The organism is Loktanella sp. M215 (assembly GCF_021735925.1).
Taxonomy (GTDB): Bacteria; Pseudomonadota; Alphaproteobacteria; order Rhodobacterales; family Rhodobacteraceae; genus Loktanella.
Window position 1 is genome coordinate 921,758 of the sequence record NZ_WMEA01000001.1, and the last position, 15,705, is coordinate 937,462.

At 64.7% G+C, this 15,705-nt stretch carries 12 protein-coding genes; 4 read left to right on the forward strand and 8 right to left on the reverse strand.

Annotation, left to right across the window (positions count from 1 at the left end):
• The first annotated feature begins 85 nt into the window (after positions 1–85).
• Complete coding sequence (radC, locus tag GLR48_RS04475) at positions 86–847, forward strand: RadC family protein (RefSeq protein WP_237059079.1); 762 nt, start codon at positions 86–88, stop codon at positions 845–847.
• On the opposite strand, the gene GLR48_RS04480 is transcribed toward radC, so the two are convergent.
• From GLR48_RS04480 to secA, 3 genes are all read right to left on the reverse strand, one after another.
• A complete protein-coding gene (locus GLR48_RS04480) occupies positions 844–2,379 on the reverse strand; it encodes a phosphate ABC transporter substrate-binding/OmpA family protein (protein ID WP_237059081.1) in 1,536 nt (511 codons plus the stop codon). The two genes, radC and GLR48_RS04480, sit on opposite strands and share 4 nt — an antisense overlap.
• Before the next feature lie 29 nt (positions 2,380–2,408).
• Entirely contained in the window at positions 2,409–3,482 is a 1,074-nt protein-coding gene (locus tag GLR48_RS04485) for a hypothetical protein (protein ID WP_237059083.1), read from the reverse strand.
• Positions 3,483–3,592: 110 nt separating this feature from the next.
• Positions 3,593–6,304 carry a preprotein translocase subunit SecA gene (gene secA, locus GLR48_RS04490; protein ID WP_237059085.1) on the reverse strand — a complete coding sequence of 904 codons (2,712 nt, stop codon included), beginning with the start codon at positions 6,302–6,304 and terminating at the stop codon, positions 3,593–3,595.
• A gap of 191 nt (positions 6,305–6,495) precedes the next feature.
• On the opposite strand from secA, the gene GLR48_RS04495 reads away from it, so the two are divergent.
• From GLR48_RS04495 to mutT, 3 genes are read left to right on the forward strand one after another with little or no spacing between them, the layout of a single operon-like run.
• Positions 6,496–7,446 carry a peptidylprolyl isomerase gene (locus GLR48_RS04495; protein WP_237059087.1) on the forward strand — a complete coding sequence of 317 codons (951 nt, stop codon included), beginning with the start codon at positions 6,496–6,498 and terminating at the stop codon, positions 7,444–7,446.
• Positions 7,447–7,449: 3 nt separating this feature from the next.
• Positions 7,450–8,661, forward strand: coding sequence for a bifunctional glutamate N-acetyltransferase/amino-acid acetyltransferase ArgJ (gene argJ / locus GLR48_RS04500; protein ID WP_237059089.1), 1,212 nt, complete (start codon positions 7,450–7,452; stop codon positions 8,659–8,661).
• Complete coding sequence (gene mutT, locus GLR48_RS04505; protein ID WP_237059091.1) at positions 8,658–9,056, forward strand: 8-oxo-dGTP diphosphatase MutT; 399 nt, start codon at positions 8,658–8,660, stop codon at positions 9,054–9,056. The genes argJ and mutT overlap by 4 nt, the downstream gene beginning before the upstream one ends.
• A gap of 146 nt (positions 9,057–9,202) precedes the next feature.
• Here the strand turns inward: mutT and infB are convergent, their stop codons facing one another.
• From infB to pip, 5 genes are all read right to left on the reverse strand, one after another.
• A complete protein-coding gene (infB, locus tag GLR48_RS04510) occupies positions 9,203–11,689 on the reverse strand; it encodes a translation initiation factor IF-2 (RefSeq protein WP_237059093.1) in 2,487 nt (828 codons plus the stop codon).
• Positions 11,690–11,693: 4 nt separating this feature from the next.
• Complete coding sequence (locus GLR48_RS04515) at positions 11,694–12,320, reverse strand: RNA-binding protein (protein ID WP_237059094.1); 627 nt, start codon at positions 12,318–12,320, stop codon at positions 11,694–11,696.
• 18 nt (positions 12,321–12,338) lie between these two features.
• Entirely contained in the window at positions 12,339–13,949 is a 1,611-nt protein-coding gene (nusA, locus tag GLR48_RS04520) for a transcription termination factor NusA (RefSeq protein WP_237059096.1), read from the reverse strand.
• Complete coding sequence (gene rimP, locus GLR48_RS04525) at positions 13,949–14,548, reverse strand: ribosome maturation factor RimP (protein ID WP_237059097.1); 600 nt, start codon at positions 14,546–14,548, stop codon at positions 13,949–13,951. Before rimP ends, nusA begins: the two co-directional genes overlap by 1 nt.
• Positions 14,549–14,684: 136 nt before the next feature.
• Positions 14,685–15,674 carry a prolyl aminopeptidase gene (gene pip / locus GLR48_RS04530; RefSeq protein ID WP_237059098.1) on the reverse strand — a complete coding sequence of 330 codons (990 nt, stop codon included), beginning with the start codon at positions 15,672–15,674 and terminating at the stop codon, positions 14,685–14,687.
• Positions 15,675–15,705 lie beyond the last annotated feature (31 nt).

Below are 15,705 nucleotides of genomic sequence, written 5' to 3' on the forward strand. Positions count from 1 at the left end.
CCTCACCTAGCAATTCCTTTGCGCATCGCAAGCCGTCGAGGTGCGTTAATGCTTTGTTCACCACGGCTGCGGCATCATTGCGCCCATGACCCATGCTTTTCAGGAATCATTGCCGATCTTTGCCCCCGGCGCCCCGGACGAGGCGGAGACCGCGACGCCTATTGGCGGGCGGCAACCGTCCTATATCAGGGATCATCGCCAACGCTTGCGCGACCGGTTCATGGCGGGCGGTGCTGCGGCCCTGCCGGATTACGAGCTGCTGGAACTGGTCCTGTTCCGCGCCATCCCGCGGCAGGACGTCAAACCCCTCGCGCGGGTGCTGATCGACCATTTCGGCGATTTCAACCGCGTCCTGTCCGCCCCGGCAACCGCCCTGCGCAAGGTCAAGGGCGTCGGTGACGCGGTCGTGGTCGAGTTGAAGGTGATCGAGGCCGCGGCGCATCGCATGGCCCGCAGCAAGGTCATGGCCCGCCACGTCGTCAGCAGTTGGGATGCGCTGCTGGACTATTGCCATACGGTCATGGCGCACCGCGATACCGAACAGTTCCGCATCCTCTACCTCGACACCAAGAACACGCTGATCGCGGACGAGGAACAGGCGCGCGGCACCATCGACCACGTGCCGGTCTACCCGCGCGAGGTGGTGAAGCGCGCGCTGGAGCTGAACGCCGCCTCGCTGATCCTCGTTCACAACCACCCCTCCGGCGATCCGACGCCGTCGCAGGCCGACATTTCCATGACCGCCCAGATCGCAGCGGCGGCGCAGGCGCTGGGGCTGACGGTCCACGATCACCTGATCATCGGAAAATCCCGCGAGCTGTCGTTCCGGGCCGAGGGGCTGCTTTAGTCGCCCACCCAGACCTCGACCCGCCGGTTCATCCGGCGGCCCCATGACGTGTCATCGCACCCCATGGGCAAGGCCTCTCCGAACCCGCGGGTGCCGATCCGCACGTCGTCGGGCAGATGGCCCAGCAGCGTCAGCAGGGCAGATTCGACCGCCAGCGCCCGCGCGGCCGACAGGTCGCGGTTCGCCTCCGCCTCGCCCTCTGCGTCCGAAAAGCCGATCAGCATGATGTCACGCCCGGCGTAGGCGCCGTTGCGGATGGCCAGCGCGAGGGTGCGCAGGTTGGCGGCCGACGCGGTATCGAGGTCCGTCGTCCCGTTCGCGAACCGGAAGGTCAGCGAGATCCGGACGCGGGCCAGCATCAGGGCGACCATGTCCTGCAGGTCGCGCAGCGATGTGTCGGGACCGGCGATCGCCACGGCATGGGCGATCCGTTCGCCCTGATCGTCCAGCGGGATCGGCGTGATGCCCTGATCCGACAGCCCCGCCCGCCGCACGATCAGCTGTGCGGCGGGGCTGCGCAGCCAACGCAGCAGGTCGCGGACAACATCCGGCTGGCGATGCGACCGGACAACGGCAAAGGCCAGGGTCGTCAGGGGGTAATCCTGCGTCTTCAAACCCGCAAGCCGCGGCACCCTCGTCAGCCCGCAGTTGTCGCGCAGACCCAAGGGCTGCGCCACGCCCGTTGCGCGCAACGGCGTCACACCCAATGCACCGGGATCGGCGGCAACGGCGGCCGCCAGATCGGCGGCGGTCGCATGATAGGTGATCGCGGCTGCGGGCGGTTTTGGCAAAAGCGCCAGAAAGGCCTCGACCTGACCGTCCTGGGCCGGCCCCAGATGCAGGGTCAGCGGTTGCGGCGCCTGTCCCAGGGACTGCCAGTCGACGATCCGCCCCGCAAAGGCTGCGATGATGGCGGCGGGATCGATGGTCCGCTGCGGATTGCGGGGCGAGGTGACAGCGACCAGCGCCTCGCCGCCCAGAACAAGGCTGCGATCGGACGCAGGGGCCAGATCCAGTCCGACCTCTGTGGCGCGGTCGATTTCGCGCGGGTTGGCGGCACGATAGGTCAGCGCGATGTCCGTCTCGAACGTGATCAGATCGGCAAAGGCTTCGGCACTGGATCCGGCGCGCAGCCGTACGTGCAGAAGGGGGTCCCCGGCGGTATCCTGCAGGACGAAGCGGGCGGTGTCGTCGACGTCAGGCTCCTGTGCCAGCGCCAGCCCCGTCTCGCGCGCGTAGCCGGCCAGCAGCGCCGGCACCAGCAGGCCGCTCAGCACCGGCTCTCCCGACAGGCGCAGGGTGGGGATATAGCCGTCGCGGGGCGGACAGTCGGCGCCGGCGCAGGTGACACCGGCATAGGCCAGCGTCACCGGCCCGTGGGATGATTCGATTTCCAGATAGGTGCCGTCGTAACCGGCGATCCGTCCGGTCAGCGTCAATGCGCCTTGGGCAGAGGTGATCGTGACCTCCTCGGCCCATGTGGGCCCGGCACAAAGCAGCGCTGCGGCAAGTCCCCCTGCCGCAGCGTACATCAGTCTGTTTCCGGATCGTCGCTGTGGCGTCATTGCGCCGCGAGTGTCAGGTCCGCAAACATATTTTTCAACACAAGAAATTCACCGATCGCATCGCAGTCCGGCATTGTCATGGTCAGGTCGACGGCATGGGGCGGCTGACGCGGGCCGATCTGGATGCTTTGCGCAGCCACGTCGCGCCCGCAGTTGCGGTTGGTCACCTCGGTTTCGACGTTCAGGATCACCTGACCGTCAAGGGCGGCGTGACCGCTGGGAAAGGTATAGATTTCGGCATGCAGCGCATCGCTGATCGCGACATCGCCAAGCGTCGTGATGAATCCGCCGGTGCCGGCGGCAGCGGCTTCCGGCGTGCCGGCGCTGGCGGACCAGATATGCCCCGCATCGTCGTAGCCCGCGCCGAATTCCAGCGCGTGCAGCTGCATCCCTGCCTCACCGCGCCATTGCAGAACAGCCCGGTCAAGGTCATCCAGCCCCGGCACGTCGACCGCAATCGCGGCACCCGGTCCATCATTGAAATCGGCGATGAACAGCGCATCGGTGACGAGGGCCGGCACATCGACCTGCAGGTGGCCCGCAGCGTCGGTCAGCGCGCTGAACATCATCCCCCGGTGGTGAATCTTTACCGTAGCCAGCGGGTGGCAGGCATCCGTCAGGGACAGACGCACCATGGCAAGCGGCAGAACCTCTGCCGTCATGTCGGCGGCGCATGAGGGTGTCGCGGCGGGCGCGGTGTCGATCGGCAGAACCTCTGGCAAGACATCGGCCTTGGCGGGGATCGGGGTCAGCATGTCCGTCGCTGGAAGCGCCAGCGTGGGGGCAGCGGTGTCCGTCAGGCTGACAGGTCCGATCGATTGCATCTGCGGCACGGCGATTTCCTGCGGCATTGCAACCGGCACCGTCCAGTCCACCGACGGGCGTTGCGCCGCGACGGCCGGGGTCAAGGCGACGGCGGCATCGTCAGCGCGCTGGTCTGGCCCCTCGACGGGTTCGTCAACGCCCAAGCGTGACGCCAGCGCATCGCCATACTGCATCACGAAACCAATACTCAGCGCGACTGCGAATGTCGTGCCTGCCGTGATCGCCCTGCGTGCCGTCTGTCTCATCTGCCGTCTCCTGATCCGAGTGGGATACGAAGTCGGTTTGCAGTGCCGCGGTGTCCGTAGAGGGACCGCGGCAAGGTCTTAACATGACATGAATGTGGCGAAGCCCTGCGTCAGAGGGCGCCGTGGCAATGCTTGAACTTCTTCCCCGACCCACAGGGGCAGGCATCGTTGCGCGCCGGATTGCCCCAGGTGCTGGGATCATCCGCGACAAAACCTTCGCGGGCCGTGGCATCGCCCGGTGTGGCGGCAGAGGTCGCCCGTTCGACGGTTTCATCGGGTGCCGGTGCGGCAGCGGCCTGTTGCTGACGCAGTTGCGCCACCATCTGGGCCTGCTGTTCCGCCGTCATCGGCTGGATCTGACCCAGCTTTTGCGTCACATCCAGCCGCAGACCGTCCAGCAGCCGTTCGAACAGCTGGAAGCCTTCGGTCTTGTATTCGTTCAGGGGATCGCGCTGCGCATAGCCACGGAACCCGACGACCGACCGCAGGTGTTCCAGCGTCACCAGATGCTCGCGCCACTTGGCGTCGATGGTCTGCAGCAGCACCTGCTTTTCGATATTGCGGATCGTGTCAGCGCCAAAGGCTTCTTCCTTCTTCGCCATATGCTCGTCAGAGGCCTGCTCCAGCCGTTCGCGCATGACATCGGCGTCGACGCCTTCTTCCTGCGCCCAGGCCATGACGGGGACGTCCATGCCAAGGTTCTGGATCACATCGGCATACAGCGCCTCTGTCGTCCACTGGTCGGAATAGCTGCGCGGCGGCATGTGCTCGTCGACCATGTCCTCGATCACCTGATGGCGCATGTCGCGGGCGATCTCTGACAGGTCCTGCGCTTCCATGATCTCGCGGCGCTGGCCAAAGATCACCTTGCGCTGTTCGTTCATCACGTCGTCGAATTTCAGCAGCTGCTTGCGGATGTCAAAGTTGCGCCCTTCGACCTTGGCCTGCGCGCGTTCCAGCGACTTGTTCACCCAAGGGTGCACGATCGCCTCGCCTTCTTTCATGCCCAGCGTCGACAGCACCTTGTCCAGACGTTCGGACCCGAAGATCCGCATCAGATCGTCATCAAGCGACAGGAAGAACGACGACCGGCCCGGGTCGCCCTGACGGCCAGAGCGTCCGCGCAACTGGTTGTCGATCCGACGTGATTCGTGACGTTCCGTGGCCAGCACGAACAGACCGCCGGTTTCCAGCACCTTCTTCTTTTCATCCGCATGTTCCGCCTCGATGCGCTCGCGGATCTGGTCGGGCTCGGCCTCGGGATCGGCGTCCAGCGCCTCGATCACCTTCAGCTCCACGTTGCCGCCCAGCTGGATGTCGGTGCCGCGCCCGGCCATGTTGGTGGCGATGGTGACGGCGCCCAGCTTGCCGGCATCCGCGATGATCTGCGCTTCCTGCTCGTGCTGGCGGGCGTTCAGGACGTTGTGCGGGATGCCCTCGCCCTTCAGCAGATTGGACAGGAATTCGGATTTCTCGATGCTTGTCGTGCCGACGAGGATCGGCTGCTGCTTGGCATTCGCTTCCTTGATCTCCTTGACCACGCCCTCGAATTTTTCGCGCGCGGTGCGGTAGACCTGATCGTGTTCGTCCTGCCGCTGGATCGGACGGTTCGTCGGCACCTCGACCACGCCAAGGCCGTAGATTTCCATGAATTCATCGGCCTCGGTCAGCGCCGTGCCGGTCATGCCGCCAAGCTTGGCGTACAGGCGGAAGTAGTTCTGGAATGTCACCGACGCCAGCGTCACGTTCTCTGGCCGGATGCTGACACCTTCCTTGGCCTCGATCGCCTGATGCAGACCGTCGGACAGGCGGCGGCCGGTCATCATGCGGCCCGTGAATTCGTCGATCAGCACGATCTCGTCGTTGCGGACGATATAATCCTTGTCCTTGGCGAACAACTTGTGCGCCTTCAGCGCCTGACTGGTGTGGTGCACCAGCGACGCGCTTTCGGGATCGTACAGCGTCTGACCTTCCGGCAGCAGGCCTTTGCGCGACAGCGCTTCTTCAAGGTAATCGTTGCCTTCGTCGGTAAAGCTGACGGACCGCTGCTTTTCGTCCAGCGTGAAATGGTCGTCGATGATCCCCGGCACGATCGTGTCGATGTCGCGGTACATCTGGCTGCGGTCCTGTGCCGGGCCAGAGATGATCAGCGGCGTCCGCGCCTCGTCAATCAGGATGGAGTCGACTTCGTCCACGATCGCGAAGTTATGCGGGCGCTGGTACATCTGCGACAGTTCGGACCGCATGTTGTCGCGCAGGTAATCGAACCCCAGTTCGTTGTTCGTGGCATAGGTCACGTCGCACTGGTAGGCTGTGCGCTTTTCCTCTTCGGGCTGCTGCGGCACCACGACGCCGGTCGTCAGACCCAGCGCGCCGTAGACCTTGCTCATCCAGTCGGCGTCGCGCCGCGCGAGGTAGTCGTTCACCGTGACGATATGGACGCCCTTGCCCGACAGCGCGTTCAGATAGGCCGGGAAGGTCGCGACAAGGGTCTTGCCCTCGCCGGTCTTCATCTCGGCAATGTTACCCTGATGCAGAAAGATCCCGCCCATCAGCTGCGTATCAAAGGCGCGCAGGCCAAGCGCCCGGCGCGCCGCCTCGCGGCAGTTGGCAAAGGCTTCGGGCAGCATGTCGTCAAGGCTCTCGCCCGCTTGCGCCCGCGCCTGCAGGTCGCGCGTACGTTCCTTGATCTGGTCGTCGGACAGCGCGGTAAACTCCGGCTCCAGCGCGTTGATCCGCTCGATCAGGGGGCGCACGGCCTTGACCTTGCGGTCATTCGCGGTCCCGAAGACCCTTTTCGCAATCGTTCCAAGACCCAGCATGTGCTCTCCAAGCGGACCTGTGCCGCCCCTGTGATACCGATGTGAGAGGAGGTTGCTTGTAGGCGTATGCCAAGGCCCCTAAACAAGGCAGCAAGACCAGCCCCCTCAAGGCTTGACAGCGATGTAAGGGGCGGGCTGAAAACTGTCAACGTTGTGCCCCGTTGGGGTGCAGGAGAGTAAGGACGTAAACGATGTCGAAATTGACCTATCTGCTGGGCTCGGCTGCGATGGCGCTGACCCTGACAAGCGCCGTTCAGGCGCAGGACACCACCACGACCGAGGCCCCCGCAACCGAAGCACCGGCGACAGATGCACCGGCAACGGACGCTCCCGCAGCGGATGCGGCCACCGCTGCACCGGTCACCGCCGATCCCGCGACCGTCGTCGCCACCGTCGACGGGACCGACATCACTCTCGGCCAGCTGATCATCGCACGCAGCCAGTTGCCGCAGCAGTACAACCAGTTTCCGCCAGACGTGATCTATCAGGGCATCCTCGATCAGGTCGTGCAGCAGCAGTTGCTGTCCAACAGTCTGACCGACGTGCCGGCGCGTGTCGGCTGGGCGATGGCGAACGAGGAACGTTCCCTGCGCGCGGGCGAGGTCATCACCGACCTCAGCGCCACCGCCGTCACCGACGAGGCCATTCAGGCCGCCTATGACGAGATGACCGCCGCTGCCGCCGCCGACCCCGTCATGGAATGGAACGCCAGCCACCTGCTGGTCGAGACGAAGGAAGCCGCCGAAGCCGCGCAAGAGCGGATCAACGCCGGTGAAGACTTCGCGGCCGTGGCGACAGAAGTCTCCACCGGTCCCTCCGGCCCGACGGGCGGAGAGCTGGGCTGGTTCGGACCGGGCCAGATGGTTGCCGAGTTCGAAACGGCACTGGACGGCATGGAACCCGGCGACGTGTCCGGCCCGGTCCAGACGCAGTTCGGCTGGCACATCATCAAGCTGAACGAGACCCGCGAAAAGCCGGTCCCGACGCTGGAAGAGATGAAGCCCGAGATCGTCAGCAACCTGCAAGAGGCCGTCATCCTCGCCAAGATCGAAGAGCTGAAGGCCAACGCCGAGATCACCCTGCCAGAGGATGGCAGCATCGACCCCGCCGTCCTGACCAACCTCGACCTGCTGGAGAAGTAACTCATGGCCCTGTCCCCGCTTGCGCCCGCCGCATTTCCTGACCTGCCCGTCATCGACGGCGTCACCTTTGCAGCCGCGCAGGCGGGGGTGAAATACAAGAACCGGACCGACGTGATGCTGGCGGTGCTTGCCGCCGGCAGCACCGTCGCCGGTGTTTTCACCCGCAGCGCGACGCGTTCGGCCCCGGTGCTGGACTGCCAGTCCAAGCTGGGCGCCGGTGACGGCGCCGCGGCGATCCTCGTGAACTCCGGCAACTCCAATGCCTTTACCGGCAAGGCGGGCACCACATCCGTCGCGGCGATCTGCGACGCCGTGGCCGCCGCCACCGGGATCGACGCGGGCCGCGTCTTCACCGCGTCCACCGGCGTCATCGGTGAACCGCTGCCCCACGACCGGATCGTGGCCAAGATCGACGAACTGAAAGAGGCGCAGTCCCCCACCGCGATGAACGACGCTGCTCGCGCCATCATGACGACCGACACCTTCCCTAAGGGATCGACGCAGACTGTCACCATCGACGGCAAATCCGTGAAAATCGCTGGCATCGCCAAGGGATCCGGCATGATCGCCCCCGACATGGCGACGATGCTGGTCTACATCTTTACCGACGCGAAGATCGCCTGGCAGCCCCTGCAGGACATGCTGGGCCGCCTGACCGACCGGACCTTCAACAACATCACCGTGGACAGCGATACGTCCACCTCCGACAGCCTGATGCTGGCCGCGACCGGCACCTCCGGCGTCGACGTGACCGGTAACGCGGCCTTCGAAGAAGCCCTGCACACAGTGATGCTCGACCTGTCCCACCAAGTCGTGCGCGACGGCGAGGGCGCCACGAAGTTCGTCACGATCAAGGTCACCGGTGCCGCCTCCGATGCCAACGCGCGCCTCGTCGCCATGGCGACGGCGAACAGCCCGCTGGTTAAGACCGCCGTGGCCGGCGAAGACCCGAACTGGGGCCGCATCGTCATGGCCGTCGGCAAATCCGGCGCGCAGGCCGACCGCGACACCCTGACGATCCGGCTGGGCGATCTGGTGCTGGCCCGGGACGGCTGGCGCGCACCGGAGTATTCCGAAGAAAAATGCGCCGCCTACATGAAAAACCCGGACATCGACATCAACATCGACCTCGGGCTTGGGTCCGGCACCAGCACGGTCTGGACCTGCGACCTGACCCACGCCTACATCACGATCAACGCCGACTACCGCTCGTGAAGATCCTGCTCGTCTCTGCCGTCGCACTGATCGACGTGGACGGGCGCGTGTTGTTAGCCCAGAGGCCCGAAGGCAAGTCCCTCGCCGGCCTCTGGGAATTCCCCGGCGGGAAAGTCGATGCAGGCGAAACGCCGGAACAGGCCCTGATCCGCGAGCTGCAAGAGGAGCTCGGCATCGACACCTGGGCCTCCTGCCTCGCGCCGCTGACCTTTGCCAGCCACACCTACGACGATTTCCACCTGCTGATGCCGCTCTACGCCTGCCGTAAATGGCAGGGCACACCGCAGGGGCGCGAGGGGCAGACCCTCAAATGGGTCCGCGCGAACGATCTGACCCACTACCCCATGCCGCCCGCCGACATCCCCCTGATCCCGATCCTGCGCGACTGGCTCTGACGGCCTGTCCTCGCTTTTTCCAAAATACTCAAAATCCGGCGCCGCCCAAGGCGCCGCCCCCTCCGTTCATCCGACCAGATAAACGCAAAGAAAAAGGCCCGCCAGCAACGCTGACGGGCCTTCACTATTCTAAGGGCAGCAACCCTTTACAGATTACGCTCCACCGACTCGCGCTCGAAGATCTCGATCACGTCGCCGGGGCGGATATCCTCGTAGTTCTCGAAGGCCATGCCGCATTCCTGACCGGACTGCACTTCGGCAACCTCGTCCTTGAAACGCTTCAAGGTCTTCAGCGTGCCTTCGTGGATCACCACGTTGTCGCGCAGCAGACGAACGCCGGCGGAACGCCGCGCCACGCCTTCGGTGACCAGACAGCCCGCGACGTTGCCCACGTTGGAGACCTTGAAGACCTCCTTGATGTTGGCATAGCCGATGAACTTTTCGCGGATCTCGTTTGACAGAAGGCCAGAGGCCGCCTGCTTGATGTCGTCCACGAGGGCGTAGATGACCGAATAATACCGGATCTCCACACCCTTCTGGTTGGCCACGTTGCGCGCCGTCGCATTGGCCCGCACGTTGAAGCCGATGACGGGCGCGCCAGACGCTTCGGCCAGACCGATGTCCGTCTCGGTGATGGCACCGACGCCAGAGTGCAGCACGCGGACGCGCACCTCGTCGTTGCCGATCTTCTCCATCGCCTGGACGATCGCCTCGGCAGAGCCTTGCACGTCAGCCTTCACCACGATCGGCAACTCGCTGACGCTCTGGTTCGCCTTGGCGTTCGCCATCAGCTGTTCCAGCGTCGTCGCGGCCCCGATGGCGGCGCGCTTGTCTTTCGCGGCCTTCATCCGGTAGTCGGCGATTTCACGCGCCTGCGCCTCGGTCTCGACCACGTTCAGCACGTCGCCGGCCTCGGGTGTGCCGTTCAGACCCAGCACCTCGACGGGGACGGACGGACCGGCCTCGTTGACGCGGTCGCCCTTGTCGTCGATCAGCGCGCGGACCTTGCCCCACTGTTCGCCGACGACAAAGATATCGCCGCGCTTCAGCGTGCCGTGCTGCACCAGAACGGTGGCCACGGGACCGCGGCCGACGTCAAGCTGCGCCTCGATCACGGCACCCATGGCGGCGCGGTCGGGGTTGGCCTTCAGGTCAAGGATCTCTGCCTGCAGCGCGATGGCTTCCAGCAGGTTGTCCAGACCCATGCCCGTCGCGGCCGAAACTTCGACGTCCTGCACATCACCGGACATCTTCTCGACGATGACCTCGTGCTGCAGCAGATCGGTCCGCACCTTGTCCGGATTGGCCGAAGGCTTGTCCATCTTGTTGATCGCCACGATCATCGGCACCTTGGCCGCTTTCGCGTGGTTGATCGCCTCGATCGTCTGCGGCATCACGGCGTCGTCCGCCGCAACCACCAGCACCACGATATCCGTGACCTGCGCACCGCGCGACCGCATCGAGGTGAAGGCGGCGTGGCCCGGCGTATCGAGGAACGACAGCGTCTGACCGCTTTCCGTGACAACCTGATAGGCGCCGATGTGCTGGGTGATCCCGCCAGCTTCGCCGGCCACGACCCGCGTCTTGCGGATCGCGTCCAGCAGCGACGTCTTGCCGTGGTCGACGTGGCCCATGATCGTGATGATCGGCGCACGCGGCTTGAGGTCGCCGGCCTTGTCCTCGACCTGGTCGATGACCTGTTCCACGTCGGAATCGGACACGCGCACGACCTTGTGGCCGAATTCCTCGATCAGCAGTTCTGCCGTGTCGGCGTCGATGGTTTCGGTCTGAGTGACCATCATGCCCATCTTCATCAGTTCCTTGACGACGTCAGAGGTCCGTTCGGCCATCCGGTTCGCCAGTTCGCCGACGGTGATCGCCTCTGGCAACTGCACGTCACGCACGACCTTTTCACGCTCGACCTGACCGCCCATCGCCTTCTGGCGGGCACGGTCCTGCTTGCGCTTCATCTGCGCCATGGACCGCTGGCGGCCACCTTCGCGGCCGGTCAGCGCATCGTTCAGCGTCAGCTTGCCACCGCGGCGGCCATCGTCCTGACGGGACGGCTTGGCGGTATCGCGGGTCTGGGCCTCGCGCTCGCGCTCGGTCGCCTTGCGCGGTGCGCTGGACGTCGGGCGATCCACTTCGGTCTGCCCCGGAGGTGCGTTGACCTGTGCCGGAGGCGCGTTCTTGGCCGCCTCGGCAGCGCGACGCTTCTCTTCTTCTTCCTCGGCTTTCGCCTTGGCACGCTCTTCGCGCTCGCGATCCTCGGCCTCCTTGGCCTCGATCTCGGCACGACGCCGGTCGCGCTCTTCGGCGCGCGCTGCCTCTTCGGCTTCGCGCTTGGCGGCTTCTTCGACTTCACGCGACTTGGCCAGCGCCAGCGCCTTCATACGGCGGGCGAGTTCGACGTCCGAGATGCCCGCGGGCCGCTTGGACGGGTCGCCACCGGCCGGCAGGCCAGCGGCCACGCCGGTCTTGGGCGCAGGTGTTCCGGGCTTGGGTACCACAACGCGCTTGCGCTTGGTTTCCACAACGACGTTCTTGGTCCGACCGTGGCTGAAGCTCTGCTTCACGTTGCTCGGACGCGACCCGCCAAGGCCCAATGGTTTCTTGCCGTCAGTATCGCTCATCTAGCTATGTATCCTTCCCGACAGCCATATTGCCGTCGTCAATCTCGCGGATTCCGCGCAGTCTTGCGGCTTCCTCTACAACACGGTCACTGAGTCCACCAGTCGCGAGCGCGCCATGTATCACACTTTGCCGCCCAAATGCCAAACCCAATTCAGCTGCGCTCAGGCAACTGTAATATCTTGCCCCTTCGGGCGTCCAAAGCTTGGCCTTGCCGCGCTCTGATCCGTCACCGGCCTGCAGCAGGACCCGCACGCGCGCGCCCCCGGCCAGCCAGCCCTTGACCTTCTCGAACCCGCAGACCGCAAGACCGGCCTTGCGGGCCATCGCAATCAGATCCAGCGTGCGCCGGACCAGTTGCCGTTCGACCTCTTCCGTCAGTCCGTCCGGGACCGTGACCGGCGCCTTGGCCGATCGACTGAACTGGCCCTTGCGGGCCTTGTCCAGCGCATCCCGAGTCGATGCCACATACATACCACGTCCGGGCAGCTTGCCCAAGATGTCGGGCACGACCTGATTGTCGGGGCCGACCACGAAACGGATCAGTCCCGACTTCGGCTGCGTCTCGCCGGTGACGATGCACCGCCGCTCCGGTCCGTCCTCTAGGGTCTTTTTCAATCCGCCACGGGTCATGCGCGCAGTCAGAGGCCCTTAGGCCTCCGCCTCCTCTTCCATATCGGTATCGTCGTCATCGCCGACAAGGTCTGCCGGGTCGACCCAGCCCAGCGCCACACGGGCCGTCATGACCATGGATTGCGCGTCCTCAAGGCTGAGGTCGAACTTTTCCAGCACGCCTTCGTCCTTGTGACGCTGACCGTCGACAACCGTCCAGCCGCCGGCAAGTTCCCAGTCGGCACAGGTCGCGAAGTCTTCCAGCGTCTTGACGCCGTCCATCGCCAGCGCCTCGACCATCTGCGGGGTCAGACCCTCGAAGCCGATAAGGCTGTCCTCGACGCCCAGCTCGCGGGCGTGATCCAGCGCCTTCTTGTTCTGCGCCTCCAGATAGTCGCGGGCACGGGCCTGCAACTCGCCGGCGGTGTCGGCGTCGACACCTTCGATGACCAGCAGTTCCTCGGCCTCGACATAGGCGACTTCTTCAAGGTTCGTGAACCCTTCGGACACCAGCAGCTGGGCAAAGAATTCGTCCAGATCCAGCGTGTCCATGAACAGCTTGGTGCGCAGTTCGAATTCGGCCTGACGGCGCTTGGATTCCTCTTCCTCGGTCAGGATGTCGATATCCAGACCGGTCAGCTGGGACGCCAGACGCACGTTCTGACCGCGACGCCCAATGGCGAGCGACAGCTGCTCTTCGGGCACGACAACCTCAATCTTGCCGGCCTCTTCGTCCAGCACGACCTTGCTGACTTCGGCAGGCTGCAGCGCGTTCACAAGGAACGTCGGCATGTCTTCGTTCCACGGAATGATGTCGATCTTCTCGCCCTGCAGCTCGTTCACGACGGCCTGCACGCGGGAACCCCGCATACCGACGCAGGCACCGACCGGGTCGATGCTGCTGTCATAGGAAATGACGGCGATCTTGGCGCGCGACCCGGGGTCGCGGGCCACGGCCTTGATCTCGATGATGCCCTCATAGATCTCGGGCACTTCCATCTTGAAGAGCTCGGCCATGAATTCCGGCGCTGTCCGCGACAGGAAGATCTGCGGCCCGCGCTGTTCGCGGCGCACATCCTTGATGTAGCAACGGATGCGGTCGTTGGGGCGGTAAGCTTCGCGACCGATCTTCTCGTTCCGGCGCAGGATCGCCTCGCCAGAGCCGACGTCCACGATGACGTTGCCGTATTCCTCGCGCTTGACCAGCGCGTTGATGATCGTGCCGGCACGATCCTTGAAATCTTCGTATTGCTTGTCACGCTCGGCTTCGCGGACCTTCTGCAGGATGACCTGCTTGGCCGATTGCGCGGCGATCCGGCCCAGCTCGACGGGGGGCACTTCCTCGACCAGCGTGTCGCCGATCTTGGCGTCCTTGATCCAGTCCTTCGCCGTTTCCAGCGTGAACTGTGACTGGTAATTCTCATACTCTTCGTCCGCGACGACCGTGCGTACGCGGGTAAAGGTCGCACGACCGGTCTTGCGGTCGATGCTGACACGGATGTCCATCTCGGCGCCGTAACGCGACTTGGCCGCACGGGCGAGGGATTCTTCCATCGCCTCGACCACCAGACCGGGTTCGATGTTTTTCTCGCGGGCAACCGCCTCGGCGGTCTGCAGCAGCTCTAGCTGGTTTGCGGAAGTAATGGCCATCAGGTGTTCTCCTCATCCCCATCAATGATGGTTTCAATCTCGTCGAATTGGGCCTCGTCGATCTGGCCCGCGTCCTTGCGACCGCGCAGCACGTCGCGGATCAGCTCGTCCGTCAGCACCAGCTTGGCGTCGGACAGCCATTCGAATTTCAGACCGATGGTGACCTCGTCCTTGCCGTGGTCGCCAGCGGCGATGGTGATCAACACCTCGTCATCCTCGACACCGGCCAGCTCGCCCTTGAAGCGGCGGCGCCCGTCGATCAGCTGATCGGTCTCGATCTTGGCCTCGAATCCCTGCCACTGCTCGAAATCCTTCAGGCGGGTCAGGGGGCGGTCGATACCGGGGCTGGACACCTCCAGCGTATAGTTGTCAAGGATCGGGTCTTCGACGTCCATCACGGCACCAACGGCGGTGCTGATCTGGCCGCATTCATCGACCTCGATCGTGCCGTCGGGCTTCTGCGCCATGATCTGCAGGGTCGATTCCTTGCCGGTCATCAGGCGGATGCGCACGACCTCGAACCCCATGTCCTCGATGACGGGGGTCACGATCTCGGCGATCCTGCGGTCGATGGCCGCCTTGGCAATCAGGTCGTTCATGGATTCCTCCAAGCACAAAAAAACGGGCGCGCGGCCCGTTAAAAATTCCGGTTGGGCGCTGGGGGTGGAGGCCAGCACGCCGCTGTTGAAAAACAATATAGACCAAAGCCGCAGCCACCGCAAGGGCGGCGTGGCCTTACAGCCCCAGCCGCCCCCGGTCCGCCCCGAACCGGTCCATCGCGCGCACCAGTTCCGCGCTGATCGCAGGTTCCGACAGGGCATGCCCCGCACGGCCCACCAAGGTCAGCTTGCCCTGCGGCCACTGCCGCGACAGGGTCCAGGCGGACACGGGCGGACAGATCATGTCATAGCGTCCCTGCACGATCACGCCGGGGATCTCTGCCAGCCGGTCGGTCAGCGCCAGGATCTGGTGATCCGCATCCAGCCACCCCTTGTGCTGGAAATAATGGTTTTCCAGCCGGGCAAAGGCGCGGGCGTAATCTGCGGGGCTTTCTCCCGTCACGCCGTCGCTGTCCATCGCCGCCAGCGCGTTTTCCCACTGCGCCCAGGCCCGGGCGTATTTCGTCTCGGTCATCATGTCGCCGGAAAACAGCCGCCGGTGATAGGCCGCGATCAGATCGCCGCGCTCGCCTTCGGGAATAAGCTGCACGAACCGGTCCCACAGGTCCGGCCAGAACCGCCCGGCCCCACCGCCATAGAACCAGTCCAGCTCCGGCTGCGTCATCAGGAACACGCCGCGCAGCGCAAGGGCGGCGACCCGGGTGGGATGCGCCTGCGCATAGATCAGCGCCAGCGTGGCCCCCCAGCTGCCGCCGAAGACGATCCAGCGGTCGATGCCCAGCGTCTTGCGGATCAACTCAATGTCGTCGACCAGATGCCACGTCGTATTCGCCACCACGCTCGCATGGGGCCGCGATCGCCCGCAGCCGCGCTGGTCGAACAGCACGACGCGAAACACCGCCGGATCGAAATACCGCCGCATCGCCGGGCTGCATCCGCCACCGGGTCCGCCGTGCAGCACCACCACGGGAATCCCCACCGGATTGCCGCATTGCTCGACATAGACCTTGTGACCATCGTCCACGTCCAGCACCCGCTGATCGAACGGATCGCTCGGCGGGTACAAATACTGCGCTGCGCTCTTTTGGCTCGGGACGTTTTCCATGCAACACCTATATAGGGCAGATACGGCTAAA

Bases quoted from the DNA above. Each gene is read 5' to 3' on its own strand.
- nusA (WP_237059096.1), bottom strand. From the start codon at position 13,949: ATGGCCATTACTTCCGCAAACCAGCTAGAGCTGCTGCAGACCGCCGAG.
- GLR48_RS04515 (WP_237059094.1), bottom strand. From the start codon at position 12,320: ATGACCCGTGGCGGATTGAAAAAGACCCTAGAGGACGGACCGGAGCGG.
- GLR48_RS04480 (WP_237059081.1), bottom strand. From the start codon at position 2,379: ATGTACGCTGCGGCAGGGGGACTTGCCGCAGCGCTGCTTTGTGCCGGG.
- pip (WP_237059098.1), bottom strand. From the start codon at position 15,674: ATGGAAAACGTCCCGAGCCAAAAGAGCGCAGCGCAGTATTTGTACCCG.
- GLR48_RS04485 (WP_237059083.1), bottom strand. From the start codon at position 3,482: ATGAGACAGACGGCACGCAGGGCGATCACGGCAGGCACGACATTCGCA.
- argJ (WP_237059089.1), top strand. From the start codon at position 7,450: ATGGCCCTGTCCCCGCTTGCGCCCGCCGCATTTCCTGACCTGCCCGTC.
- secA (WP_237059085.1), bottom strand. From the start codon at position 6,304: ATGCTGGGTCTTGGAACGATTGCGAAAAGGGTCTTCGGGACCGCGAAT.
- radC (WP_237059079.1), top strand. From the start codon at position 86: ATGACCCATGCTTTTCAGGAATCATTGCCGATCTTTGCCCCCGGCGCC.
- infB (WP_237059093.1), bottom strand. From the start codon at position 11,689: ATGAGCGATACTGACGGCAAGAAACCATTGGGCCTTGGCGGGTCGCGT.
- rimP (WP_237059097.1), bottom strand. From the start codon at position 14,548: ATGAACGACCTGATTGCCAAGGCGGCCATCGACCGCAGGATCGCCGAG.
- GLR48_RS04495 (WP_237059087.1), top strand. From the start codon at position 6,496: ATGTCGAAATTGACCTATCTGCTGGGCTCGGCTGCGATGGCGCTGACC.